Annotated in this window: 22 protein-coding genes; 17 read left to right on the top strand and 5 right to left on the bottom strand. The window is 53.3% G+C overall.

Annotation, left to right across the window (positions count from 1 at the left end; genetic code table 11):
• Positions 1-4 precede the first annotated feature (4 nt).
• Positions 5-580: a diaminobutyrate acetyltransferase gene (gene ectA, locus ACFOUO_RS08370; protein WP_380704130.1), complete on the bottom strand. Its 576-nt coding sequence runs from the start codon at positions 578-580 to the stop codon at positions 5-7.
• Between the two features lie 874 nt (positions 581-1,454).
• Here ectA and ehuB point away from each other — a divergent pair.
• The 4 genes from ehuB (at position 1,455) to ehuA (ending at position 4,562) form a co-directional block, all read left to right on the top strand.
• A complete protein-coding gene (gene ehuB / locus ACFOUO_RS08365) occupies positions 1,455-2,321 on the top strand; it encodes an ectoine/hydroxyectoine ABC transporter substrate-binding protein EhuB (RefSeq protein ID WP_380704128.1) in 867 nt (288 codons plus the stop codon).
• An 87-nt stretch (positions 2,322-2,408) separates the two neighbouring features.
• Positions 2,409-3,047, top strand: coding sequence for an ectoine/hydroxyectoine ABC transporter permease subunit EhuC (gene ehuC, locus ACFOUO_RS08360; RefSeq protein WP_380704126.1), 639 nt, complete (start codon positions 2,409-2,411; stop codon positions 3,045-3,047).
• A gap of 3 nt (positions 3,048-3,050) precedes the next feature.
• A complete protein-coding gene (ehuD, locus tag ACFOUO_RS08355) occupies positions 3,051-3,719 on the top strand; it encodes an ectoine/hydroxyectoine ABC transporter permease subunit EhuD (protein ID WP_380704124.1) in 669 nt (222 codons plus the stop codon).
• An 18-nt stretch (positions 3,720-3,737) separates the two neighbouring features.
• Entirely contained in the window at positions 3,738-4,562 is an 825-nt protein-coding gene (gene ehuA / locus ACFOUO_RS08350) for an ectoine/hydroxyectoine ABC transporter ATP-binding protein EhuA (RefSeq protein WP_380704122.1), read from the top strand.
• 43 nt (positions 4,563-4,605) lie between these two features.
• Here the strand turns inward: ehuA and ACFOUO_RS08345 are convergent, their stop codons facing one another.
• Together ACFOUO_RS08345 and eutB are read right to left on the bottom strand one after the other, a co-directional pair.
• Entirely contained in the window at positions 4,606-6,264 is a 1,659-nt protein-coding gene (locus ACFOUO_RS08345; protein ID WP_380704120.1) for a PucR family transcriptional regulator, read from the bottom strand.
• Positions 6,265-6,300: 36 nt separating this feature from the next.
• Positions 6,301-7,296: a hydroxyectoine utilization dehydratase EutB gene (gene eutB, locus ACFOUO_RS08340; RefSeq protein WP_380704118.1), complete on the bottom strand. Its 996-nt coding sequence runs from the start codon at positions 7,294-7,296 to the stop codon at positions 6,301-6,303.
• Between the two features lie 225 nt (positions 7,297-7,521).
• Here eutB and ACFOUO_RS08335 point away from each other — a divergent pair, with 225 nt between their 5' ends.
• From ACFOUO_RS08335 to ACFOUO_RS08300, 8 genes are all read left to right on the top strand, one after another.
• Entirely contained in the window at positions 7,522-8,733 is a 1,212-nt protein-coding gene (locus ACFOUO_RS08335; RefSeq protein WP_380704800.1) for a M24 family metallopeptidase, read from the top strand.
• A 3-nt stretch (positions 8,734-8,736) separates the two neighbouring features.
• Positions 8,737-9,735, top strand: coding sequence for a cyclodeaminase (locus ACFOUO_RS08330; RefSeq protein ID WP_380704116.1), 999 nt, complete (start codon positions 8,737-8,739; stop codon positions 9,733-9,735).
• On the top strand, positions 9,732-10,970 hold the full coding sequence (locus ACFOUO_RS08325; RefSeq protein ID WP_380704114.1) for a cystathionine gamma-synthase family protein: 1,239 nt from the start codon (positions 9,732-9,734) through the stop codon (positions 10,968-10,970). The genes ACFOUO_RS08330 and ACFOUO_RS08325 overlap by 4 nt, the downstream gene beginning before the upstream one ends.
• A gap of 18 nt (positions 10,971-10,988) precedes the next feature.
• The gene (locus tag ACFOUO_RS08320) at positions 10,989-12,209 is read left to right on the top strand and encodes a M20 metallopeptidase family protein (protein ID WP_380704112.1); all 1,221 of its coding nucleotides are present in this window, start codon (positions 10,989-10,991) and stop codon (positions 12,207-12,209) included.
• Positions 12,210-12,227: 18 nt separating this feature from the next.
• The gene (locus tag ACFOUO_RS08315; protein ID WP_380704110.1) at positions 12,228-13,268 is read left to right on the top strand and encodes a homoserine dehydrogenase; all 1,041 of its coding nucleotides are present in this window, start codon (positions 12,228-12,230) and stop codon (positions 13,266-13,268) included.
• A 29-nt stretch (positions 13,269-13,297) separates the two neighbouring features.
• Positions 13,298-14,737 carry an aldehyde dehydrogenase family protein gene (locus tag ACFOUO_RS08310; protein WP_380704108.1) on the top strand — a complete coding sequence of 480 codons (1,440 nt, stop codon included), beginning with the start codon at positions 13,298-13,300 and terminating at the stop codon, positions 14,735-14,737.
• A gap of 173 nt (positions 14,738-14,910) precedes the next feature.
• Positions 14,911-15,105: a hypothetical protein gene (locus tag ACFOUO_RS08305; RefSeq protein WP_380704106.1), complete on the top strand. Its 195-nt coding sequence runs from the start codon at positions 14,911-14,913 to the stop codon at positions 15,103-15,105.
• A gap of 176 nt (positions 15,106-15,281) precedes the next feature.
• Positions 15,282-15,734 carry a PTS sugar transporter subunit IIA gene (locus ACFOUO_RS08300; protein WP_380704104.1) on the top strand — a complete coding sequence of 151 codons (453 nt, stop codon included), beginning with the start codon at positions 15,282-15,284 and terminating at the stop codon, positions 15,732-15,734.
• 55 nt (positions 15,735-15,789) lie between these two features.
• On the opposite strand, the gene ACFOUO_RS08295 is transcribed toward ACFOUO_RS08300, so the two are convergent.
• A complete protein-coding gene (locus ACFOUO_RS08295) occupies positions 15,790-16,620 on the bottom strand; it encodes an alpha/beta fold hydrolase (RefSeq protein WP_380704102.1) in 831 nt (276 codons plus the stop codon).
• An 85-nt stretch (positions 16,621-16,705) separates the two neighbouring features.
• Positions 16,706-17,872: an aminotransferase class I/II-fold pyridoxal phosphate-dependent enzyme gene (locus ACFOUO_RS08290; protein WP_380704100.1), complete on the bottom strand. Its 1,167-nt coding sequence runs from the start codon at positions 17,870-17,872 to the stop codon at positions 16,706-16,708.
• Positions 17,873-18,177: 305 nt separating this feature from the next.
• On the opposite strand from ACFOUO_RS08290, the gene ACFOUO_RS08285 reads away from it, so the two are divergent.
• The 5 genes from ACFOUO_RS08285 to ACFOUO_RS08265 all read left to right on the top strand — a co-directional run bounded on the left by ACFOUO_RS08285 (position 18,178) and on the right by ACFOUO_RS08265 (position 26,652).
• Entirely contained in the window at positions 18,178-19,233 is a 1,056-nt protein-coding gene (locus ACFOUO_RS08285) for an RNA-guided endonuclease TnpB family protein (protein WP_380704098.1), read from the top strand.
• A gap of 146 nt (positions 19,234-19,379) precedes the next feature.
• Positions 19,380-19,862 (top strand): DUF4166 domain-containing protein, encoded by a 483-nt coding sequence (locus ACFOUO_RS08280; protein ID WP_380704096.1) that lies wholly within the window; start codon positions 19,380-19,382, stop codon positions 19,860-19,862.
• A gap of 347 nt (positions 19,863-20,209) precedes the next feature.
• A complete protein-coding gene (locus ACFOUO_RS08275; protein WP_380704094.1) occupies positions 20,210-21,523 on the top strand; it encodes an MDR family MFS transporter in 1,314 nt (437 codons plus the stop codon).
• Between the two features lie 296 nt (positions 21,524-21,819).
• Complete coding sequence (locus ACFOUO_RS08270) at positions 21,820-24,081, top strand: immune inhibitor A domain-containing protein (protein ID WP_380704092.1); 2,262 nt, start codon at positions 21,820-21,822, stop codon at positions 24,079-24,081.
• Between the two features lie 324 nt (positions 24,082-24,405).
• The gene (locus ACFOUO_RS08265; protein ID WP_380704090.1) at positions 24,406-26,652 is read left to right on the top strand and encodes an immune inhibitor A domain-containing protein; all 2,247 of its coding nucleotides are present in this window, start codon (positions 24,406-24,408) and stop codon (positions 26,650-26,652) included.
• Positions 26,653-26,705: the final 53 nt, after the last annotated feature.

The following is a 26,705-nucleotide window of genomic DNA, read 5'->3' as shown; positions in this document are numbered from 1 at the left end:
GGTATCATTTAACCTCCTCGGTCGTTTCCATAGGGTCAAAGGGGCCGATTCGGTAAGTCCACTCGGACTCGTGTCCTTCGCCGGGGAATAATTCTTCGGAGAAGCAGACCGAAGTCCCGCAATCCGTTTCCAGGTCCCTTGCCAGTCCCTCAAACAGGGATTGGGAAGCTTTGTTGGAGGGGGAGATGGTCGCTTCCAGGTAACTCACTTCAGAGCATGCGCTTCGCTTCAGGAGTTCCCGTAAAAGGGTCTTGCCCATCCCTTTCCCCCGTTGGGATTCATCCACAGCTACCTGCCAGACAAAAATCACATCCGGGGATTCGGGTTGCTTGAATGCAGAAACGAACCCGACCACGCGTCCCTCCTCTTCCGCCAGTACACAGGTATCGGAAAAGTACTTGCACAGCATGAGGTAGCTGTATGCGGAGTTGAGATCCAGCACCCCGGTGTTTTTGATCAGCTCCCAAACGGCCGTACCGTCTTCCTCCGAAGGTTTCCGGAAGGAGACCGTGCCGCTGGCTGGGTTCCTGTAAGGCTTTTTGACCGAAACTTTCGGCCTTCGTGAAGAGTCTGTTTTCACCGCCGATGGACTATGACTTCCGCTGATGGCGACATCACCTTCCTGTTCGTTGTATGGAATGACGCTCCCACGGCAGTGACCGAATCATTCGGAGCCGCGGTCTTTTCGGGTGGTAGCATTCCGTGTGTGACGTTTCCCGAAGGCTTCGTCTAAGCCGAAAATTGGACTGACAGGGGAAGGGGGCTTCCCTTCTTGTGACGTACCTAAATCCCGCAGGTAACCTACGGGACAGGCGTAAGGTCCGTCTTTCATCACTGTCCGTCTCTAATGGTAACGTGAATGGCTCACCACCGTCGAAAGTACTCTACCCCTTTTAATGCTTCTTAAACTCCTCGAGAAGGAGTCGCGAGAGATGAAGCGGGAAATTCAGCTAGTTGCTGTGAATCCATGCGTTTTTCAGCACCTTTGAAAAATGGAGGATGAAAAAAGCCGGGATTTCAAAGGGTTTCCTTGCGGATTGTCTTCCTTTTGGTGAGGCGGTGGTTTTTGGGAAGGAAAACAGGTTTAGATTTTATCCTTTCGTGATAGGGAATAAGAGGAGGTTTGTGGGGCTTGCTATTCTTTGACCACTCCCCATGCGTAAACGCAGGGGATTCTTGGGTAATCTCCAGTAACCCGGAGAAATGGACCAAGCGAACCCCCGTGGGCCCCAATCTGTTGACACTTTCTTCAGCATTTTCTCGGTTTGCCATTTTTTCTAACTATTGATACCCTGATAGTCGTATCATATGTAGTGATCCCGGACTACGTAGGCTGAATTGATCGATTGTTCCGTACACAAGTTCCGGGGATGTCGTCGGTCGGGGCTCCTTCTTTTAGGGATTGCTCCCGGCCTGTATCGGTACCGACCAAAACATAGCAAGGGGGCGTTGATGTGAAAAAGTTGTTGCGTTTATTCCTGTTACCCGTCCTTATTCTTGCAGTGGCCGGTTGCGGTCAACTGGATCTGGCTTCTTCCGGCTCCACGCTGGAAAAAGCGAAAGAGGAGAAAAAGATCACCGTGGGTTTCGCCAATGAGAAGCCTTATGCCTATAAGGAGAATGGCAAGGTGACAGGGGAAGCGGTTGAGATCGCCCGCGAAATTTTTAAGAAACAGGGGATCGATCAAGTGGAGCCGGTGCTGACCGATTTCGGATCCCTGATCCCGGGATTGAAAGCCGGACGTTTTGACGTGATCACCGCTGGGATGTATATCACCCCGGATCGTTGCAAGGAAGTGAATTTTGCCGATCCGGAATACAGTATCGGTGAGGGGTTGGCGGTGAAAAAGGGAAATCCGAAGAATATCAAAAGCTATGAAGATATCGCCAAGAAAAAAGGGGCCACCATCGCCGTCATGAAGGGGGCGATCGAGGAGCAATACCTCCGGGATGTCGGGGTGAAGAAAGATCAGATTAAGATTGTTCCCGACCAGCCTTCTGGCATTTCCGCTCTGGAAGCGGGACGGGTGGACGCGATCACCATGACCGGTCCTTCTCTGCGTGCCGTACTGGAATCGGCCAATTCGAAGAGCATCGAAGAAGTCAAGGACTTTAAACAGCCTTCGATTAAAGGAAAAGATATTCGGGGGTACGGTGCAGCGGCGTTCCGCAAGGATGATAAGGAGCTGAAAGATCTCTACGACAAGGAACTAGGGAAGTTAAAAGAGTCTGGGAAGCTCTATGACATTATTAAACCGTTTGGCTTTACCAAGGATGATCTTCCTGGAGATCACACTGCCGAACAACTGTGCAAGGGATAACTGAAGCGGCATTCTGTCGACGACCGGAGGCATCCCCTCCGGTCGTCCAATCTTGAAACAAAGGGCGTGGGACCCATCGGAGTAACCATGGATATTTTCAAGACATTGCTGCCCGGTGCCGTGGTCACCATCCAACTGACCGTCTTTTCCGCGCTCCTCGCTTTGGCGCTGTCTTTTCTCGGGGGGCTAGGTCGCCTGTCCAAGGTACGGCCCGTACGCTGGGTTTCCGGATTCACTATCGAGTTTTTCCGGGGTACCTCGTTATTGGTGCAGCTGTTCTGGTTGTATTTTGCGTTGCCTTTGGTAGGGATTCGTTTACCAACCGGGTTGGTGGGTATTCTGGCCCTGGGTATCAACTACGGTGCCTACGGGGCTGAGGTGGTACGAGGGGCTATCCAATCCATTCCCAAAGGTCAGCACGAGGCGGGGATTGCCCTCAACATGACGCCGTTCCAGCGGATGCGGTATATCATCCTGCCTCAGGCTTTCCGGACGATGATTCCTTCTTTCGGTAATCTGATGATCGAGTTGCTGAAAGGGACTGCCCTGGTGGCGCTGATTACGATTCCCGATATGACCTACGAAGCTTATACCTTGCGTAACAGCATGGAGGAGTATACATTTCAGATTTTCGGCATCTTGCTGTTGCTTTATTTCCTGATCGGTTATCCCCTCACGCTTTTCATGCGCTGGCTCGAACGTAAATTTTCCGTGGGGAGGGTCTGACCGATGATTTGGAAGTGGGATTACGCATATGAGGTGTTGCTGCAGTTATTGGGTGTTTTGCACATTACGATAAGCGCCACGCTGGTGGGTTTCCTGGTAGCCATGATCTGGGGGCTTGTCATTGCTTTCGCCCGCCGTTCCCGGATCAAGCTGATCTCCTGGGCTTCCTTGGCCTTTGTGGAGTTTGTACGGACGACACCCTTGTTGGTCCAACTTTTTTTCATCTTCTATGTACTCCCGCGGTTCGGATTGACGCTGTCCCCCTTTGTGGCTGGCGCTATCGGGCTGGGCCTTCATTACAGTACCTACCTTTCCGAAGTCTATCGGGCAGGAATTAACTCGGTAGAAAAGGGACAGTGGGAGGAGGCCACGGCACTCAATTTCTCGCCGTGGCAGAAGTGGACCTCCGTCATTTTGCCTCAGGCGATTCGCCCGGTTTTGCCGGTGATGGGTAATTATTTGATCGTCATGTTTAAGGAAACGCCGTTATTATCCGCGATCACGCTTGTGGAAATCGTGGGTTTGGCACAGATCATCGGTTCCAAGACGTTCCGCTATTTGGAACCATTGACGTTGGTCGGGATCCTCTTCCTGATCCTCAGTTACATCTCATCCGTCCTGGTGCAACGGTTGGAACGGCGTCTTGATGTTGAGAACGGTCGCCAAGGTTAAAGGAAGGGACGTGAAAGCATGAGTCAAACCAATTCGGAAGCGAAGACGGCCTTTGTTCGATATCGGGGGGTTAGTAAGTCTTTCGGAGACAACGAGGTGCTAAAAGAGGTCGATTTCGATCTGATGCCGGGGGAGAGAGTGGCGATTATCGGTCCCAGCGGCTCGGGTAAAACGACGATGGCTCGTTTGCTTATGACCCTGGAAGAACCCACTTCTGGTACGATCGAAGTCGACGGCCAACACCTTTGGCACAAAGAAGTGAAGGGAAAGCTGGTTAAAGCGGATGAAAAGCATCTGCATCAGGTGCGTGGAGATATCGGGATGGTGTTCCAGCATTTCAACCTGTTTCCTCATATGACGATCCTTCGTAATTGCACCGAGGCGCCGATCAAGGTGTTGGATCTTTCCAAGAAAGAAGCGGAGGAGCGAGCGATGGAGATGCTGGACAAGGTAGGGCTCGCCGATAAGGCGAAAGATTATCCCGCCAGCCTGTCCGGTGGTCAGCAGCAGCGGGTAGCCATCGCCCGAGCGCTGGTGATGCGTCCCAAAGTGATGCTCTTCGACGAACCGACATCCGCTCTCGATCCGGAAACGGTAGGTGAGGTACTCCAGGTGATTAAGGATATCGCCAAGAGCGGGGAGATGGCGATGATGCTGATCACTCACGAGATGAGCTTCGCCCGGGATGTGGCCGATCGGGTCTGCTTTTTCGATAACGGCACCATCCAGGAGCAAGGGCCTCCCTCTAAAATATTCTCAGATCCGGAGACGGATCGTCTGCGGGAGTTCCTTAGTCGTTTTGATGTGGGTTCCAATCGGGAACGGGAAACGGTAGAAATTTAAACACAGAGCTAAAACCTGTCCGGCTGTGATGTCGGGCAGGTTTTTATTTGATTTTCCCCTTGCTCTGCCATAGTTTGATGCTGAGTTGGAGCAGGAACAGGTCGTCAGGGTTAAAGAGAGACCGACCGGTGAGGGACTCGATCTTCCGGAGCCGGTATAGGAGGGATTGGCGGTGGAGGTTGAGTTCTCGGGCGGTCTGGCTGACATTCATCTGGTTTCGGAGGTAGGCGTTAAAGGTTTCAATCAGGTCGATGCCCCGTTGCCGACTGTAGTCGAGCAGGCGGCTCATGGCGGACCAGGTGATCTCGCGCATTTCGGGGTGTTCGGCTAATTGTTCCAGGGCGCGATAGAGGCCGGTGTCCATATAGAAGTTCCGTTGCCCAGGCCCTTTTTGACGGCGCCCGATGGTGAGGGCGGAGTGGGCGGCCAGGTAACTATCCCGGAAGGTGAAGATTCCCGTGTGATTTTCACCGATTCCCCAGGAAACGGCCCGGTCGGGGAACCGTTCGTGGAGACGCCCTTCCAGTACATCGAGATAAGATTGGACATGGTCGATCACTTGGTTGGGAGCAGCCTCCAAGAATAGGATTAATTGATCCAGCTGCCGGGTGGCAAGGAGATTGCGGCGGATTACACGGGCAGCGTAATGGACATCATCCATCAACCCCGGGAAACCCTGCTCGTCGAAACGGCTGGCATAGGGTTCCGAACCGAGTGGCTCGGGCATTCCCAAAATGCAGGTGTAAGGGACGGTGAGATTATAACCGAGTGTTTCGGCTCGGGCAGTTGCCGATTCGGGGGAAGAGATTTCACCTTTGGCCAGGCTCCAGACGAAGTCGCTTTTGAACCGCATTTCCGTTTCTACCACGACGGTTTCTTGAAGAAAACAGAGGGCTGCCGCCGTGGTGGCATGCTCCAGGAAAATGTGCTCTTCCCGCCGGAGTGGAGCTGCAAGATCGGCTTCCGGCGGGAGCAGGAGCAGCAAGGATCCCTGGCGCTTCCGGGCGGACCGAATAGGGAATTCAAGGAAGGAACGACCCCTTGTTCGGTGAAGACGCCATTCTCCCTGGCCGTGAAAAGAGCCGGGAAGGGGATCAGAGTGGGCGGGGAGGGGGGTACAGGGATTTTGCCAGAGCTGAATCAAGGGTTGGGAAGACGGACTCCCTCCTTTGAGGTCCCCTTTGTGATCGACGAACAGGGCAGGATAGTGTAATTTGCGATAGATAACCGTTGCTAGGCGGGAAAGATCGGCCCCCTGAAGGATCAGTTGAAGCAACTCTTCCTGGGTCTCCTTTGAATAAGCGGCCATCTGGTCTCCGCGATGGTCGAGGATACGGAACAGTTCCTGCATGATATCGGCAAACCGGGTTTCCCAGGGAAGTTCAATCAGGGGCATACCCCATTTCTCAGCCAGTTGGATGGCTTCAGGGGGGAATTCTTTTAGATGACGACCGGCGGCGACAGCGAGGGCAGCTGCTCCGGAATCGATCAGAGCCTGGAGAAATTCGCGAAACAGAGCAGGATCCTGTCCACAGCCGACGGCAGTACTAAGGACAAATTCCTTGGGGCGGACAAAATTTTCTACCGGTACTTCAATGATGGAGACCCATTCGATCCGGGTATCCAGGAACGTGTCCGAAGTGAAGTTCCTGGCTCCCTTCATCACCTCCAGCTGGAGAACGTCCCTTACGGTCATCAACATAAGCTGTCTCCCCCTTTCGCCCCCAGGCATCATTGGTTATGAGCGGTTGATGGCTTGCAGCACCTCTTCTGCATCGGCATTGCAGCCGCTTAGGATCAGGACGATCGGACGCCCCTCCGCCTGGATCCGTCCATCCAGAATGGCGGCTGCTCCAGTGGCGGCTGCACCCTCGACGATCATTTTGTGATTTCGGAAAAGGAGGGAAAGACTCTGGGAGATCCCCCGTTCAGAAACGAGGAGTGTTTCGTCGGCCAGTTTCCGCACCAGCGGGAACGTATAACGGTTGTCAAGGCCGATTCCGCCCAGAAGGCTGTCTGCTAGGGTGTTTTGCTCTTCCATGGTGATTGGACGACCTTTACGCAGACTGTGGTACATGACGGCGGAGCCTTCCATCGTCACCCCGACTAGGCGGGCTTCCGGTTGATTGGATTTGATAGCCAAGGCGATCCCTGCAAAGAGTCCTCCGCCGGATAAAGGGATAACCACCCTGCCCAGATCGGGTAGTTCTTCCAACAATTCCAGTCCGATCGTTCCCTGGCCGGCGATGATTTCGGGATCATCGAAGGGGGGGATCACGGCAAGGCCTTCTTCCTTTTCCAGCTGAAGACATCGCTCTTCGGCTTCATCTTGGCTCTCTCCACACACGATCAAATCAGCGCCGAGAGCTTTGATCCGGTCGGTTTTTTCCCGGGGTACCCGAGCGGAGAGGCAAATCACCGCTGGGATGCCAAGTTGACGGGCAAACCAGGCAACGGCCAGCCCGTGGTTACCGGTAGAAAAGGTCGCGACCCCCCGTTTTCTGTGTTCCCCGTCGAGACTGAGGATTTTGTTGGCGGCTCCCCTCAACTTGAAGGATCCGACGGGTTGCAGGTGCTCTGCTTTCAGATAAACAGGGCCGCCTGCTTTTTCAGACAGAACGGGGGATTGAATCAGGGGAGTCCGGGTGAGAAAGGGTGCGATTCGTTTACGGGCTTTCCAAATCGCCCCTGGGTTAACCCTAGTTTGCTGAGCGGTGAAATGAGAATGAGTCATACGGTTCACCTCCAAATTCACGGTGCCTTTTTGGCCCATCACTGTAAACCCTAACTATACCCCAATAATTATCCGAATAAACCATCTATTCAATAAATTGACGAATAAACCGGGCTGTTTTTTATACAGTTTGGCGATTGTGACGAAAAACGCGTCCCCGGTAAGATGAAGGTAACCGCAAAGAACCCGCGGGGGTAAAGGGGGCTGAGGAAGGTGTTTAAGGATTTGCCTTTCTCCATTAATGAGTATGCTGAGCGGATTCAGAAGACCAAAGAACAAATGGTCAAAGAAGGGGTGGAAGTTCTCCTTTTATCCGATCCGGCCAACATGTATTACTTATCCGGGTATGACGGATGGTCCTTTTATGTCCCCCAATTGTTGGTTGTGATTTTGGAGGAGGAGCAGCCGTTATGGATCGGTCGCGCACAGGATGCCAATGGAGCCAGGCTTACAGTCTGGTTCCATCCGGACCGGATCATTCCCTATTCCGATGAGTACGTTCAGTCAGATGAACGGCACCCGATGGACTTTGTAGCGGATATCCTAACCCAGATCGGCCAAGCGAAAAGACGTTTCGGTGTCGAGATGGATGCCTATTATTTCACAGCCCGTTCCTATGAACGGCTTCGAACAGGGTTGCCTGATGCCTGTTTCCAGGATGCCACGCTTCTGGTTAACCGTATACGGATGATCAAATCCAGCCAAGAGATCGACTATATGAAACGGGCGGGTCAAATCGCAGAAAGGGCGATGCAGACGGCTATGAATACCATCGCGGCGGGGGTGAGAGAGTGTGATGCGGCGGCTGCCATCTCCCATGCCCAAATTAGTGGTACCTCCGAGTACGGTGGGGATTATCCGGCGATCGTTCCGTTACTTCCGTCAGGAGAGAAGACTTCGACGCCCCACCTTACTTGGACGGATCGCCGTTATCGGGCAGGAGAAGCGGTCATCGTCGAGCTGGCGGGCTGCTACCGCCGCTACCATGCACCGTTGGCACGGACAGCGGTCATTGGAACGCCGTCTCCTCTCGTCCGAGAACTGGCAGAGGTGGTTGCTGAAGGATTGAATGCCGCACTGGAAGTCGCTGCACCCGGGGTCTCCTGCGAGGAGGTGGAGGCTGCATGGAGGCAATCGATACAAAAACGGGGATTTAAGAAGGAGTCCCGGCTGGGTTATTCCGTGGGGCTTAACTACCCTCCGGATTGGGGGGAGCATACCGCCAGCATTCGGGCGGGTGATCAGACCACCCTTCAACCAAACATGACTTTTCATCTCATTCCTGGTATCTGGTTGGATTCCTGCGGGGTGGAATTTTCGGAGACGTTTCGGGTTACCGGTACCGGATGCGAAACGCTGTCCTGTTTTCCCAGGGAATTGGTTCAGCGCCCGGCGATTCCAGGTATCGTTCCATCCTTGGAAGAAAGCGGGGCTTAAGCGATGTGGATCTTTCATGAAGCGGAGATCAGACGTTTTGTTCCCTTGGATGAGGGGGCGGTGGAGGCTGTGGAAGAGGGGTTTTCCCTCCTGTCAAAAGGAAAAGTGCAAACCCCGCCGATTATGAGGGTGGATTTCCCTGAAAGAGAAGGGGAGGTGGACGTTAAAACTGCGGCGGTGGCAGGACTTCCGTGGTTTGCCATTAAAATCTCCGCCGGTTTTTTCCTTAATTCCGAACTTGGGCTTCCGAGCGGAAATGGGATGATGATCCTAATTCGCACAGATACGGGGCAGCCGGAGGCCCTTCTCTTGGATAACGGGTATTTGACCGACGTGCGGACCGCCGCTGCCGGAGCCGTTGCGGCCCGTTACCTCGCTCCAAAGGAGGCCCGGTGCCCCGGGGTAATCGGAGCGGGCAACCAGGCCCGGTTCCAGATCCGGGGTCTGGCTTTGGTCCGGGAGGTGGACTCGGTCCGTGTCTGGTCCCCTTCAGAAGAACGGGCAGAAACCTGTGCCAGGGAGCTGGGGGAGGAACTCGGAGTGGAAGCCCATGCTGAACGGGATGTCGAGTCAGTGGTCCGGGAAAGTGACATCCTGGTGACAGCCACCCCGGCGAGGGAGCCGGTGGTGCAAGCGGATTGGCTCCATCCCGGCCTTCACATTACAGCGATGGGTTCTGATGCCGGTCATAAACGGGAACTGGCTGACGGCGTGTTGTCCGCGGCGGATCGGGTGGTTTGTGATCTGAGAAGCCAGTGTCTCCGCTTTGGAGAGCTGCGAGCCGCCGTGGTGACGGGGGAGATCCAATCGGTTGCGGTTACAGAACTGGGTGAATTGACCTCCAGTAAGGGGGTGGGGCGGACGCAGCCCGGTCAGATTACAGTCTGTGATCTGACCGGTACCGGCGTGCAAGATACAATGATCGCCATCCGAGCCTACCAAGCTTTGCGGTCGCAAGGGTGCGGTGTAAGGATGGAATCCGACGAAGGGGTGATCCGATGACGAAGGATCGAGGATACGAGCCGTTGGTCGGAACGAAGGCAGTGTGGGGCGGAGAAGAGGAATATCTGGTTCAAGGTGCGACCCAAGTCCCTGTCGTTCACAGTGTTTCCTTCGGGTATGAGGATATCGACCACTGGCATGAGGTTGCTCTTGGCCGGAAAAAGGGGCACATCTATGGGCGTAACACCAATCCGACAGTAGAGGTCTTCGAAGAGAAAGTTCGCCTGTTGGAAGGGGCTGAGGCGGCTACAAGCTTTGCCACAGGGATGGCGGCCATCAGCGGTACTTTGTTTACTCTCCTTTCCCCCGGTGATAAGGTGATCTCCATCAAGGACACCTACGGGGGAACCAACAAGGTTTTCCTCGAATTCCTTCCCCGCTTTCAAGTAGAGGTAAAACTGTGCGATACCCTTGACCACGAAGCCCTGGAACGGGAGATCGCAAAAGGGTGCAAGGTGCTTTATTTGGAGTCACCAACCAATCCGACTTGTAAAGTAGTAGATCTGGAGCGTTTGGTCCGAGCGGCTAAACAAGTGGGAGCGACAGTGGTCGTGGACAATACCTTAGCGACGCCGGTGAACCAAAACCCTTTGCATTTAGGGGCGGATCTGGTTCTTCACAGTGCGACAAAATTCCTGGGCGGGCACGCCGATGCCCTGGGCGGGGTTGTCTGCGGTTCGGCGGAACTGGTGGAGAAAGTGTACCACTACCGAGAGATCAACGGAGCGACCCTGGATCCGATGGCTGCGTATTTGCTGTTACGAGGGATGAAAACCCTCCACCTGCGGGTGCGTCAGCAAAATCAGAGTGCTCTTTCCATCGCCCGGTTCCTGGAGAAACATCCCGGGGTAGACGCAGTTTTTTATCCCGGCCTCCCCTCTCATGTTCATCACGAGATTGCCACGAAACAGATGAAAGGGTTCGGGGGAGTGCTCAGCTTTGTTTTAAAAGGGGGGCTCGCTGCCGTCCGTCGTTTTCTGCCGCAACTCTCCCACGCTCATCTCGCAGCCAACCTGGGTTCGGTGGAGACGGTGGCCGGCCCGCCACGAACCACGAGCCATGTGGAGTGTACGGAGGCGGAACGGCGGGCGATGGGAATCCCTGAGGGGCTCATTCGTTACTCTGTGGGGATTGAAGAGACAGAGGACTTAATTCATGATCTGACGCAAGCTTTGGATGCCTGTTCTGGGACGGAAGAAGCTCAATTTGAAACAATACACCCTTTTTCGTCCTGACCGCAGGGAGGGATAACCATGACCATGGACAACAGCCGGATCGCGGAACGGGCCCAGGCCCTCACCCCGGAACTGATTGCCTGGCGCCGCCGCATCCACCGATATCCGGAGCTCTCTTTTCAAGAAGTGGAAACGGCTAAGTTGGTCGCCAGCGAATTGGATCGGACTTTGGGAATCTCGGTCCGTGTGGAAGTAGGCGGAACGGGGGTGATAGGAACCCTATCCGCCGGTTCAGGAGCCCACATCGCTCTACGGGCGGATATGGACGCCCTGCCGATCCTGGAGGGAAACCTCTGCGACTATCGGTCGCAAAATCCGGGAGTGATGCACGCCTGCGGCCACGACGCTCATACTGCCATCCTCCTCGGGGCGACGCGCCTCCTTGCGATGGAGGCAGAAGCAGGAAATCTCAGCGGCACCGTTACGTTCCTTTTCCAACCGGCGGAAGAGAAACAGGGGGCGGACGGTTTAACGGGAGCGCTCCGGATGATCGAGGACGGGGCCCTCGATGGGGTGGAGGCCGTCTTAGCCCTCCATATGAACCCGGAACTCCCCTATGGAGCTGTCCTTCTCAACGATGGTTATACCATGGCCAGTATCGATACCTTCCAGGGGCACCTTTACGGGACGGGTGGACATGGGGCCTACCCCCATCTAGGTGTCGACCCGACATGGATCTTGTTACCGGTGCTCCAATCGATTTACGGCATCGTCCCCCGCCGTGTTTCCCCGTTGGAACCGGCAGTCATCAGTATCGGCCAAATCCATGCCGGAACAGCCAGCAATATCATCCCCTCAGAAGTCTTCATCCAGGGGACGATCCGGAGCTATGCTCCCGAGGTGCGTGAGCAGTTAATCAGTGAGCTGGAACGATCCTTTTCCCTCGCGACCACCCTTGGGGGAAGCTACCGGCTTCAGGTGGAGCGGGGTGAACCCGTGCTGAACAATGATGCTGGCATGAATGACAGCATCCGAGGCGTGGTGCAGGATCTTTTCCCCAGATTTGAGATTCACTCCGGCCCTTTCGGCATGGGGGCCGAAGATTTTAGCCATATGACGGAACGGGTTCCGGGAGCGATGTTTTTCCTGGGATGTTCGTTGGATGATGGGATAAAGCGGAATCTGCACACCCCTTTCTTCGATCTGGATGAACGATGTCTCGCTGCCGGGGCGGCTATCCTCGCAGAGACGGCCAAGCGATTCCTGAACGTTTCCGCGGCAGAAGGTAAGGCGAAGTAAGTATGGGGAGGGGATGGAATGGCACATAAGCTGGCTCTGATCGGTTTTGGAACCGTTGGGCAGGCGCTGACGGAGATCCTGCGGGACAAAGGGCGAGTCTTGGAGGAGCAGGAGGGGTTTCAAGGGGTGATTACAGCGGTGTCGGATCCGCTTAAAGGTTCCCTTCACCATCCCGACGGATTGGACCCAGCCCGGCTTCTTGAGGCTGTGGAAAGGGAGGGGAATCTGTCTGCCTATCCAGATACGCCGGGGCTGGTTCGGGGGTGGGACAGTCTGACAACGATCCGGGAGGCCTTGGCCGATACGGTGGTTGAAGTTTCCTACACCGATGTGGAAACAGGGCAGCCGGCGATCAACCATTGTCGGTCTGCTTTCGAAAGCGGGAAGAATGTGGTGATGACTAACAAGGGACCTGCCGCTCTCGCTTTTGAGGAGCTCTCGAGTTTGGCGGATCGCAAAGGGGTGAAGTGGGGCTACGAAGGTACGGTCATGAGTGGAACCCCGGCACTGCGTATGCCATCTACAGCTCTCGCTGGCAATGACATTTACGAGGTTCGTGGTATCCTCAACGGAACGACCAACTATATCCTTACCCGGATGGAAACGGGAGAGAGTCTGGAGGAATCGTTGGCTAAAGCCCAGCAACAGGGAATGGCAGAAGCCGATCCGTCAAGTGACCTGGACGGCCATGATGTTCTGTATAAAATCATGATTCTGGCCCGGGTGGTGATGAATCACCCGTTGGCTCGAGGGGAGGTTGCCAGGGAAGGAATTCGGCATTTGACAGTTGAGGATATCCTACAAGCAAAGGAGGAGGGGAAGTGTTGGAAACTGGTTGGGCGCATCCGCAAGGAACAAGGGGGAGTGAGGGCTTCGGTCGGCCCGGAGAAGCTCCCTCTGTCCGATCCGTTAGCAGGGGTCAGCGGAGCGCTCAATGCGATCACCTACGATTGCGATTTATTGGGATCGGTCACGTTGATCGGAGCGGGAGCCGGACGGAAAGAAACGGGGTTTGCTCTGTTAAACGACCTGATTCACGTGGTCCGGGGAGGATCGTAGGGTGAAATCCGGGAAAGGGGGAAGGGGCGATGGGTTTGGAAATCGTAAACCAGTGGAGAGGGAATAAGATATGGGGGCGGGAAAAAAGGTGGATCGATGTGAGAGATCCCCAGGATAACTCCCTGATCGAATCAGTACCTGCCGCTAGCGCAGAGGAGATGCACCAAGCCCTTGAAGAAGCAGCCGCCGGAGCGGGAATAGCCGCTAACATGGCGGTCCACGAGCGAATGGCCATCCTTCATCGGGCCGCCGATCTCATTCAGGAACGGACTGAAACCTTTGCCGTAACGATCGCCCGAGAAGGCAGCAAAACGATTCGGGAAGCCCGCAAGGAGGCGAGGCGTTGCGTCGATACCCTCCGCCTCTCTGCCGAAGAAGCCCGGCGGATTAACGGTGAAACGATTTCTTTTGACCAATCCCCGGGCAGCGAAAATCGGATGGGATATTACGGGCGGTTCCCCGTCGGCCTGATCGGGGCGATTACTCCTTTCAATGATCCGCTTAACCTCGTCGCTCATAAGGCTGGCCCCGCTGTAGCTGCCGGCAACGCGATCCTGATCAAACCCTCCAGTCTCACTCCTCTGTCTGCATTGCTATTGGCGAAGACCCTGGAGGAAGCCGGTTTGCCCTCCGGGGTATGCACGGTCGTCACTGGACATGGGAGTGAAGTAGGAGATGTATTGGTTCGTGATCCGGCAGTCCGTATGATCTCCTTTACCGGTGGAGTAGAGGCAGGAGAGGCGATTACTCGAAAAGCCGGGCTGAAGAAGTTGTCTATGGAGCTGGGGTCTAACTCGCCGGTAATCGTATTGGATGATGCAGATCTGGAGGAGGCGGTGGCCTCTACGGTTTCAGGGGCTTTTTGGGCGGCGGGGCAAAACTGCCTAGGGGTCCAGCGTGTTTATGTGCAATCCGGCCTTTTTGACGCTTTTGCTGAGGCATTCCTCCGTCGTGTTCGAACCTATCGTATAGGGGATAAGTTATCCGAGGAAACCGATATGGGGCCGCTTATTACGGAGGGGGAAGCCCTTCGGGTGGAGCGTTGGGTAGATGAAGCTCTCCACAAGGGTGCCCGTCTGCTTGCCGGAGGGAAGCGGGACGGTGCTTTTTACGCTCCGACCGTGCTGATGGATGTACCGGATCATTGTCAGCTGGCCCGGGAGGAAATCTTCGGCCCGGTGGTCAGCCTATACCGGGTGAAGGATCTGGATGAAGGGATCCGGGAGGCGAATCGTTCTCCCTATGGACTACAGGCGGGTATTTTTACCCGCGATCTGGAGAAGTCTTTCCGCATGATTAGAGAGGCCCGGGTCGGAGGGGTGATGGTGAACGATTCCAGTGATTACCGCATCGATGCTATGCCCTTCGGTGGTACCAAGATGTCCGGGCTCGGCCGAGAGGGCGTTCGGTTCGCTATCGAGGAGATGACGGAAACGAAGGTGGTCTGCTTCCGGCTGAGGCGCCACTGAATCTTCCGTCGATATTGCCCTCAGAATGCAGGTCACCAACCCGACCGCAACCGCCGAAGGGAAAACTTCGGCTTTTTTTTTATTTTTTTTGGGAAGTGGACACAAAATTGATCCCTGTTGCGAATAACAGAATAGGAGCATACTGCACGGATGGAAAGAAGGTGGGGATGAAGTTGAAATTACGAATGAAGATTGCGGCTCTAGGGATCGCCCTGACCCTGTTTGCCGTTCAGAACCATGTCAACGCGGCTCCGTCTTCCCACGGGAGTACTGACACTGAAGCGAGCCAGACGGTTGAGAAAAAGGTGGAACCCATCAAACATGCCGCCAAAAAACTGGCACGCTCGATTTTCCATCCCACTGGTTGAACAAAGTGATTTCTTTCCCTCGAAACCGATGACCACTTTGCCGATTTTACATAGGATATGACGGGAGGGATTCAGGATGGGCCGCAAATCGCGGCCTTTTTGTTATCGAAAGGATTGTTTCCATGGTACGATGAGCCATATGGAACCTGTACAAGCGAAGCAAGAGGTGACGATGGTTGAAGCTCTCAGATCTGCTTACAGAAGATGTAATGGTGCTTGATCTGCAAGGCTCTAGTCAGGAAGCAGTTATGGACGAACTGCTTGCTACATTGGATAAAGCTGGTTTTCTCTCTGATCGGAACACCTATAAAAAGGATCTGTATGAACGGGAAAGCTACGGAAGCACCGGGTTTGGTTTTGGCATCGCCATTCCCCACGGAAAATCCTCCGGTGTTCGAGAACTGGGGATTGCTTTCGGTCGTCAACCGGCCGGTATCGATTGGGACAGCCTAGACGGGGAGCCTGTCAACCTGGTATTCATGATCGCTGCACCTGTGGGACAGGCTGGGGATCAACACCTTCATATCCTGCAAGCCCTTTCTCGCAAGCTGCTCGACGACGCTTTCCGCGCTGCATTGTTGAAGGCGGACACGAAAGGGAAAGTGAAAGAGCTCATGGACACCCTGTGAAAAAACGGGGCGAACCTATCATTCGTACCGATCAAAGAGCGATCGGCTCCCTTTTTCAAGTGTCCCGTCCGGTTTCCTGACGGAGTTTAAACTGGACGCCGGGGTATCGCTTCATTGGCCGACCTTGTAGGAAGTCGAGCACTAAGGAGTCAAAGGAATCCTGGGCCATCGTGTTTAGCGGGTCGAAGGCATGATGAAAGAAAGCAAGTCGAGAGTGGATAATCCGCCTGTGGAGCATCAGCGATCCTCTCTTTTCCACTTCCAACCCCTCTCCCCCCAAGATCATCGTGGGCACATGGATTCGGTGAAGTAGGGGGGACAGATCGGGGGGGAATTTTTTTTTAAGGCGAAGAAACGTTTTTTTATCGATTGTGAGGGAATCCTTCAACACTTCTTTGGTCAGTCGAGCCTCCCTATCATCCCCGCGATGGATATGGATGGCAAGCCATTGGATGAGAGACCAGGGCAGCAGGTAACAGAGAGGCGTGGAGCTGTGCATACAAAAGGCTGTAAAACGGTCAGGCATATCACAGTAACCGTCGGCCAACACCAGCCGATCCACGCGTTCCGGATAACGGAGGGTAAAACATTGGGCCACGATGGCTCCCATGGATAGACCCACAACATGCGCTTTTTTGATATTGGCCTCATCGAGTAGAATCGCTAGATCATCCGCCATCATGTCATAAGTAAAATCCCTTGGTAAGGGCGGGGAGAGGCCGTGTCCCCGGAGATCTGGCAGGATCATTCGGAAGAAAGGGGAAAAAGCGGGGATCTGGGGTTTCCAAAGCCGCCATCCTGTCCCAATCCCGTGGAGGAAAAGGACGGCAGGACCAGCGCCGAAGAAGCGGCAGTGAAGAGAAGGATGGGAATGGGGGGATATCATCGGAATCACCTATCACCATTGGGCTGGCTATAGTGTACCCAGAAAGGTGAGAATGAAAAAAGAAGCCCGGTATGGGCTTCTGAGGTTATGTTTTTAAAAATCCTCCGATCCGAGCCGCCGCTTCGCGAAGCTTTTCCTCCGGTTGCACCAATGTGATACGAACAAACCCTTCCCCTTCGGCACCGAAAGCACTACCGGGAGTCAGGACGACGCCGGTTTCTTCCATCAACTGAAAGACAAAATCTGACGACAGCCAACCCTTAGGGGTACGTGTCCATACGTACATGGTAGCGGCGGGCTTGGCCGTATTCCAGCCGGCATTTGTCAGGGCGTCCGTCAGGGCATCCCGGCGGGATTGGTAAAGGGCGACCTGTTTACGGATGAAATCGCCGCCTTTGGTTAGTGCCGCTTCCGCCGCTTTCTGGATGGGATAGAAGATTCCGTACTGCGTGTGAGACATCATTGTCGCCATTATACGGAGTACTTCAGCATTGCCTGCCATGTATCCCACCCGACATCCAGCGATATTGAAGGTTTTAGAGAAAGAGTTGAACTCGACGGCCACCTCTTTCGCACCCGGTACAGAGAGCAGGCTGACCGCTCGCTGCCCGTCAAAGACTAACTCCGAATAGGTGAAGTCCTGGACGATCAGGATATCGTTTTGGCGAGCGAAACGGACTGCTTCTTCCAGGAAAGCCTGGTCAGCGAGGGCAGCGACGGGGTTGGCGGGATAATTGAGTACCATCATCTTGGCCCGTTCAGCAATTTCTTTTGGAATGTGATCCAGTCGAGGCAAGAAGCCGAACTCTTCCCGAAGGGGCATTCGCCAAGGTTCCCCACCGGCGATATGAACACCTACTTCAAAGATGGGGTAGCCCGGATCCGGTACCAACACGATGTCCCCTGGATCGACCAGGGCGGTTGCCAGATGGGCGAGGCCGTCCTGGGAGCCGATCAGCTGGAGCACCTCCGCACGAGGGTTGAGGGGGACACCGTACCGATCTTCATAAAAGGCAGCTACCTTCCCGTTGAAGGTAGGGATCGCTCCCATCGTGTAACCGTAGTTGGTATCGCTGGAGGCATGGCGGATGATTTCTTCTTTGACAAAGTCCGGCGGAGGCGTGTCTGGACTTCCAATGCTCAGGTCAATCATTTCCATACCGCCCCGCTCCAGACGCCTCTTTGCTTCCAGCAGTTCGTTGAAAACTCCCATCTCCAGCCGTTGGATGTTCTGTGATGCCATGATGTTCATGAGTGCCTGTGCTCCTCCCTCTGGGAGATGTATGAGTGATGTATTCATACGATACCACGACCTTTCGCCTCCGTCCACGCCTTGGGGGGAAAGCGGTTTCTCCCCCCTCTCTCGTTTTACAGAATTAGCCGGCTGAAAGCCCACGGTTTCAATCGTAGGATGAAAGGCGGCGTTGCTCAATACCCCCTGCTTTTTAGGGGGTGAACAGAGCAACCATCTTTTTCTTATCTTTGTTGCAGTGTAAAGGATATAAAATGAACATATAGAACAAGAATATCGAAGAGAAAAAACAAGGGGGTGATGAAATGCCCACGATCACACTGCGGCTAGAGCTGTTTAAGCCAACGGCAGCGAAACAAACCATGTATCAGCAAATGACTGCGATCAATACCGAATTTGCTAATTGGCTCCTCCTACATCCCGAGGTCAACCAGGCAACCAGCAAGATTTTTAAAAATTTCTCCATGAAGCGCTTCCCGTCTGCGGTGGTGAATCAAACGATTCGCGAAGTGAAGTCCCAGAAGAAAAAGCAACGAGCGAAAGCATTTCGCAAGATGTGGTGTGGCTTCAATAATCAAAATGTCAAGGTAGAAAAAAGCGGAGCTTTCTATACGGTATCCTTTCCTACACTCGAAAAAAGGATTGGCGTCCCTGTGGTCACACGTCCCTTTCAGCAAGTGTGGTTAGAGAAGATCGTGAATGGGTCGGTGAAAATGGGAGCGGCAAAGCTCTATCAAAAGAAGCGGAAATGGTATATGGCTCTCCCCATCACATGGGAAGTGGAAGCGACTGCAAAGAAAAAAGTCATGGGGATTGATGTAGGACTTCGCTACCTCGCTGTCAGTAGTGTGGGGACAAAATCGCTGTTTTTCAAAGGAAGTCCTTGTGCCTTTGTTCGGCGCTCCTTTTTCTCGCGAAGGAGGAAACTCGGAAAGAACAAGAAACTACAAGCAATCCGTCAATCCAAGAACAAAGAATCCAGCTGGATGAAGAACCTGAATCATCAAATCAGCCGTCAGTTGGTTAACTTTGCGATCACCCACGGTGTGGGAACGATCCGCATGGAAGACCTGACGGCTATCCGTAACCGAGCCAAGTCAAAAAAAGATCCCGGAAGAAGCCTGCATTCATGGGCATTCTATCAATTGAAATCGTTTATTCAATATAAGGCGGAAATGGCTGGAATCCGCTATGAAGAAGTGAATCCCGAATACACGAGCCAGACCTGTAAATGTGGACACAGGGAGAAGCGGAACCGACAGGGTCTTCGTTTTCAGTGTAGGAAATGCGGCTACGATTGCCATGCCGATCTAAACGGAGCCATGAATATTGGAAAAGCGATATCGGGCCTTGCCGCCTAGCGTACTGGTAACAGGTACGCCGCCCATGTGGGTACACTTCTAACTGCATGGGACGGGCTGATGAGACCGCCCTCAACTTGGGAGTTGTTCGAAACAGAAATGGACTGAGAACGCTAACTACCCAAGAATCCCACGCCTTCAGGCGTGTGGAGTCTCAAATTCCTTTTACAGTCCGTAATTTCGCCTACCGGGATCCCTATGGACGGGAGACGGTCACCTGGTCCCGGCGGTTTCACTTAGGGGATCGGGTTCGACGTTTTGACGCCACAATGATTTACAGCCGTCAGAGGGGGGTGGTCGTGGACTACCTGGGAACCCATCAACACCTGGCAGTGGATATCCAACTCTCCGTCGCCCCCAATGGGGGTCTATATCTTCGTTCGAAAGAACAACGCTTTTACGAGGGGGGAGTCCAATTCCGCTTCCCCCGCTGGCTTACCGGGGAAGCGGAGGTATGCGAATGGTATGACGAGGAAGCGGAACGGTACCGGATCCGCGTGCTGGTGACGAACCCGCTCTTCGGCCCGGTTTTTGGATACCAGGGGAGCTTCCGTGCGAATGTTATTCGATGCGCTTCGGAGCGAATTCCGTCGGATGTGAAACCCCTTCGGACGGAATGGAGGGAATGAGAAATGAAAAATTAGGTATTGCCGGGAGCGATGGGTTTCGATAAAATGAAAAATAACCATTTTTTAAGCATGGACGGAGGTGAAAGGGATCATGGGAATCAAGAAAACGAGCGTTAAAGATATCAATGATATCCTTGTACGTCTGCGCCCCTTTGCGATATTCCAGGGAGGGCATGTGTCCGCGTTTACCCGTATTCCATGGCAGGATCCCTTTCCCAACCCGTCGCCGCCTCTTTATGGAGCTTTATAAACCTCCATCGATTTGGCCACGGGGCCCCAGACAGGGATATATCCTGTCTGGGGCCCTTTTTTTGTTGGAAAAAAACAGAGAAAAAGGAGGGAGAACGATGTCTTGGAGAGATTGGGATCGGAACCTAAAGGTCCGGTTGCTAGGGGAAGGCGTGATCAATGTCCTGTTCTGGACCTTTTTCCCTTTTATGGCTGTCTATTTCTCCGAGTCTTTTGGTAAGGGGGCCGCTGGCGGGTTATTGATTCTGTCCCAACTGGTGGGTGTATTCGCCAACCTGATCGGCGGATGGTGTGCCGACCGCTTCGGGCGCCGCCGCATGATGTTGATTGCTTCAGCGGGAGAGGGAATCGCATTCTTACTGTTCGCCGTTGCAAACTCCCCCTGGTATCACTCCCCCTTGTTGACTTTTGCCTGTTTTACGGCTTTAGGTGTATTCGGTTCCCTGTATTGGCCCGCCAGTCATGCGATGGTGGCGGATCTGGTCGAACCGAAGGATCGAAACGAGGTGTTCGCTGTTTTCTATACGGCGATCAACGTAGCGGTAGTTATTGGTCCGATCATAGGTGGACTGTTCTTTTTTGCCTATCGTTTTGAACTGCTTCTCTTTGCTGCAGCAGCTTCCCTGATGTTGACGGTTCTTATTGGCGGCTATATCCGGGAAACCGTGCCCCGCCAGGAAGAGTCGGGGAGGCTCCCCGAAGGGAAAAGGATGAAGTGGCATCATTTCCTCTTTCAGCAACTGAAGGATTACCGTGTCATTGTTGCGGACCGAAACTTCATGCTGTTTATCCTGGCGGGTATCTTGGTAGCTCAGACATTTATGCAACTGGACCTAGCGATCGCTGTCTACGTGACGGAAGCCGTGCCGGTTCAAACGCTTGTCGCCGTTGGTCAGTGGAGTATCGAAACCGGGGGTGCTGCCTTTTTTGGCTGGCTGGTGGCGGAAAACGGTTTTCTCGTGGTCCTATTTACTGTCTGGGTTACCCGCTGGATCACTCGTTACCGGGAAGGGAATGTCTTCATTGTCTCTTCCATTCTCTATGGTCTTTCAATGCTTGTCCTCGGTAGTTCATCCAACCTGTGGGTTGCTGTCATTGCCGTTGTTCTTCTGACTGCGGGCGAACTGGCGGTGGTAGGTCTCCAGGAAAGCTTTGTCGCCGAGCTAGCGCCGGAGCATATGCGTGGTCAGTACTTTGCTGCTGCCAGCCTTCGTTTCTCCATCGGACGGACCTTGGCGCCCTTCGCCATTCCCCTCGCCTCCTGGGTGGGGCATGCCTGGACTTTCCTCGTTCTTGGTGTTATTGCATTCATTAGCGCCTGGGTTTACCATGTCTTGTTCCGGCGCCTGGAAAAAAGGCCGCCGATTCCGGCCGAAAGGAGAGGAGAAATATTGGGTAAAGTTTTGCCTTAAATATTATAGCCATTACAATATCATTACAAGGAGAGTTGTAGCAGGCACACCACTTGTACTGTTCGAGTCCATGGGCCCCTCGGGCAAAAACGCTGATGAACCGTTATCCGGTGGTTGGTAGCACGTAGGAGGATCTGTCATATTTTATGTGAAAAAACCTTTTCCTTTTTAGGAGGGTTTTTTAATTATCATGAAGAATTTCATTTATTGCAATATTGGGATGGGGTGCCTGAGCCTTTGTACCCGTCACCCGTATGCAAAGGGGTCAAACATCGATAGGGAAAGGATGAGGTCATTTGTTAAAAATCGGTAAAACGACGGCTGGGCTGTTGTCTGCAGCGCTGGTGATGGGAGCTGTAGCTACCGCTCCCATGGTATCGGCGGAACCGAAGCCTTCAGGGCGGGAGGTCACAGACAAGAATGTGGACATGGGCTCGGTGAACACGGAGCGGTTGGGTAAAGCATTGATCAAACGGGGTGAAATCAAAAAGAATACTTCCCCAGCGGAAGTAGAGCAAGCCGTTCAGAAGTACGTGGAAGAGCGCAACATTCCGAACGGTGTTGACACCTCGACGAAGTTTGGTAAGAAAGCCCAAAAAGGGCTGAAGAAAATGCAGGCTCGTTCGATTGCCAAAGCGGCGAAAGGCAAACGTAAAGGGAAAGCTACCCATACGGATAATATCGCCGTGGCATTGGTTGAATTTCCTGATTATACGCACAATAAACTCAAAGAGGAAAAAGGTTCGCTCTACACGAAAGATTTCAGCGAATCCCACTATCGGAAAATGCTGTTCAGTCCCCGGAATTATACCACTCCCGAGGGACTCAAGCTGACTACCATGGCCAAATATTATAAGAAACAATCCGGTGGAACCTGGACGGTTGACGGAACGGTGACTCCCTGGATGAAGGCGAAGCACAACGCGGCGTACTATGGGGAGAACGACCCTGCCAACAATGATGACGACAAAGCTCCCCGTGAATTGGTGGTGGAGACATTGGATTCCGTGGGGAAGGCGATCAAAGGCAAGGAAGCCCAATATGACCAGCGCGACCCCTATGATCTCGATGGGGACAGCAATGTGATGGAACCCGACGGGAGGCTGGATAACCTAATGGTCGTCCACTCCGGTGTCGGAGAAGATGCGGGCGGAGGAGATCTCGGTGAGGATGCCATCTGGTCGCATCGTTGGACCCTAAAGAATCCGGTGACTATCCCGGGGACTTCGCTGAAAGCTTATGATTACATGATTCAGCCGGAAGACGGGGCTGTAGGGGTGTTTTCTCACGAGTACGGCCATAACCTCGGCTTGCCGGACCTCTATGACACCAATAAAGAGGATAAAGATAAACTCGGGTCTCCGGTGGGCTGCTGGTCTCTCATGTCCGCGGGTAGCTGGAATGGCGAAATCCTCGGGACGGAACCGGTAGGTTTCGACCCGTGGTCCAAGGAGTTTCTACAGGCGACTTATGGAGGTTACTGGTCACACCCGATGGAAATCGACTTGAAAGATATCCAGGGTAAGAAAAAAGTGGATTTGAAAGAAGCGGTCAACAAGAAACTCTCTGGCAAATTGCTGAAGATCAACCTGCCCGATGTGGAGAAAAAGCCGCCGACTCAGCCGAAAACCGGGAAGTATTCCTATTTCTCCACGGTCGGGAACGATCTAGATACTAAGATGACCTCCAAGACGATCGATTTGACCGGGGTCTCCAAGGCCAGCCTCAGCTTTGATTCTTGGCGCCAGATTGAAAAGGGTTACGATTACCTCTATGTCAATGTTATTGATGAGGCCACCCAAGCAAAGAAACAATTGAAAGCCTACGATGATGACACGAAAGGCAAGTGGGTAACGGAAAATCTGGATCTTTCCGCCTTCGCGGGGAAGAAGATCAAGCTCGAGTTCCAGTATGTTACCGATGGTGGTTTAGCGTTAGATGGTTTTTACGTGGATAACATCGCTGTAACCGGTGACAACAAGACAGTTCTGGAAGACGGAGCGGAAGACCCATCGAAGGCGAACTTCGACCTGTCCGGATTTACCCGCTTTGATGGAAGCAACACTTTGCATCCGAGCTACTATTTGGTCGAATGGCGTACCCATCACGGTGTGGATAAGGGTCTTGCCAAATTGCGCCGGGGGGACAGCTTCCTTACCTATGATCCCGGCATGGTCGTCTGGTTTTATGACGGTCGTTACGCGAACAATCGAACGAGCGAGCATCCGGGTTACGGCATGGTTGGTGTCGTGGATTCCCATCAGCGAGTCCAGTATTGGAATAAAGACTGGACCAACCCGGCTACAGATCGCTACCAAGTGGGAGATGCGGCCTTCGGTCTCAGCAGAACCTCTCCCATCAACATCAAAAACTACCTGAATTACGGAGACATGAAGTATCGAGGCCAGCCGGGTGTTCCTCTTTTCAACGATCATCGGAACTACACTATGCCTGGAGCTAAAGAGGTCGGCAAAGTCCTTCCAAAGCACGGCTTGCGGATTAAAGTGCTGCGAGAAAAGAATCGGGGCGGCGTCATCCAACTCTCTAAACGTCAATGATCTCTCAATAAGGGATCATACGGTTTTTTCCCTTTCCAAAACCGCTCCATCCCCTAAAAGTGGGTGGAGGGTTTTTTTCGTTCATTTAGGAAGTATTAAGCTTTTTAATCTTGTTCCGGTGCCTACCTTTATAAATAGCTGATGGTTGACAGTAGCCAAGCGTAGTGTCATTTTTTGTTTTATAAAAAATATTTCTCCCAAACTAAAGGATTTTTGAAGTCTTGTGGAGAATTTCATATATCGCAATATTGGGACGGAGGGCCTTTTTACCCTGCTCCCTTTATTCGAAGGGGTTAAATCGTGATAGGGAAAGGATGAGATCATTTGGGGAAAATCGGTAAAACGACAGCTGGGCTGTTGTCCGCAGCTCTGGTGATGGGAGCCGTAGCTACCGCTCCCATGGTATCAGCGGAGCCGAAGCCCTCGGGGCGAGAGGTCACAGACCAGAAGGTGGACATGGGCTCAGTAAACACGGAACGGTTGGCTGAAGCACTGATTAAAAAGGGGAAAATCAAAAAGAGCGCATCACCAGCAGAAGTGGAGTTAGCCGTTCAGAAGTACGTGGAAAAGCGCCGCGTGCCGAACGGCGTTGATACATCGACAAAATATGGGAAGAAAGCCCAAAAAGGGCTGGATAAAATGCAGGATCGTTCGATTACCAAAGCGGAGAAAGGCCAACTAAAAGGGAAAGCCGCCCATACGGACAATATCGCTGTGGCATTGATTGAATTTCCTGATTATGAGCATAATCAGATAAAAGAGGAAAGAGGTTCGCTCTATACGAAAGATTTCAGCGAATCCCACTATCAGAAAATGCTGTTCAGTCCTCGGAATTATACCACTCCCGAGGGCTTGAAACTGACTACCATGGCGAAATACTACCAGGATCAATCCGGCGACAGTTGGGCTGTTAACGGAACCGTTACTCCCTGGAAGAAGGCGAAGCATGACGCTTCGTACTATGGGGGGAATGATCCCGCCCGCAATGATAATGACAAAGCTCCCCGTGAACTGGTGGAGGAGACACTGGAGTCCGTGGGGAAGGCGATTAAAGGGAAGGAAGATCAGTACGACCAGCGCGATCCCTATGATCTCGATGGGGACGGCAATGTGATGGAACCCGACGGGAGGCTGGATAATCTGATGATCGTCCACTCTGGCGTCGGGGAAGAAGCAGGCGGAGGAGAGCTCGGGGATGATGCCGTCTGGTCCCATCGTTGGACCTTGAAGAAGCCGGCGACTATTCCGGGGACTTCCCTGAAAGCCTATGATTACATGATTCAGCCGGAGGACGGGGCGGTAGGGGTGTTTGCTCACGAGTACGCCCATAACCTCGGCGTGCCGGATCTGTATGACACCACTCGCTCCGGCCTTGGGTCTCCAGTGGGCTCCTGGTCTGTCATGTCCGGAGGCAGCTGGAATGGCAAAATCCTCGGGACGGAACCGGTTGGCTTCGATCCGTGGTCCAAACAATTCCTGCAAGCGACTTTCGGAGGCTACTGGTCACACCCGATGGAAATCGACTTGAAAGATATCCGAGGGAAAAAGAAAGCGAATTTGAAAGAAGCGGTCAGCAAGAATCTGTTTGGCAAAACCCTGAAAATCAATTTGCCTAAAGTGGAGAAAAAGCCGCCGACTCAGCCGAAAACCGGGAAGTATTCCTACTATTCCACCATCGGAGACAATCTAGATACCAAGATGACGTCTAAGACGATCGATTTGACCGGGGCCTCCAAGGCAAGCCTCAGCTTCGATTCTTGGCGCCAGATTGAAACGGGTTACGATTACTTGTATGTCCAAGTCATCGACGAGGCTACCAATGAAAAGAAAGAGTTAAAAGCCTATGACGATGACACGAATGGTAAATGGGTAAAGGAAGAACTGGATCTTTCTGAATTTGCGGGTAAGAAGATCAAGCTCGAATTCCAGTATGTTACCGACGGCGGTCTGACGTTGGACGGTTTTTACGTGGATAACATCGTGATAAGCAGTGATAATAACACTGTTCTGGAAGACGGCGCGGAAGAGGAGCCGAAGTTCGACCTGTCCGGATTTACTCGCTTTGACGGAAGCGGCACCATGCATTCGAACTACTATCTGATCGAATGGCGCACCCATCACGGCGTGGATAAGGGCCTTGCTAAACTGCGCCGAGGGGACAGCTTCCTTACCTATGATCCAGGAATGGTCGTCTGGTATTATGATGGTCGTTACCTAGACAATAACACGAGCGGTCACCCGGGTTACGGCATGGTTGGTGTTGTGGATTCCCATCAGCGAGTCCAGTACTGGAACAAAGACTGGACCGACCCGGCTACGGATCGTTATCAGTTGGGAGATGCAGCCTTCGGTCTCAGCCGAACCTCTCCTATTGACATCAAAAACTACCTCACTTATGGAGACCTGAAGTATCCAGGCCAACCTGGGGTCCGTCTGTTCGATGATCATCGGAACTATACCATGCCCGGAGCTAAAACGGTCGGCAAAGTCCTTCCGAAACACGGGTTGCGGATCAAAGTGTTGCGAGAAAAGAACCGGGGCGGCGTCATCCAACTCTCCAAACGTCAATGATCTCTCTGTAAGGGATCAAATGGTTTTTGCACCAATTAAAAACCGCTCCATCC

The organism is Salinithrix halophila, from assembly GCF_042650125.1.
GTDB classification, from domain to species: Bacteria; Bacillota; Bacilli; order Thermoactinomycetales; family DSM-45169; genus Salinithrix; species Salinithrix halophila.
The sequence above is the reverse complement of the archived record's forward strand: the minus strand, read 5'-3'. Positions and strand labels throughout refer to the sequence as shown.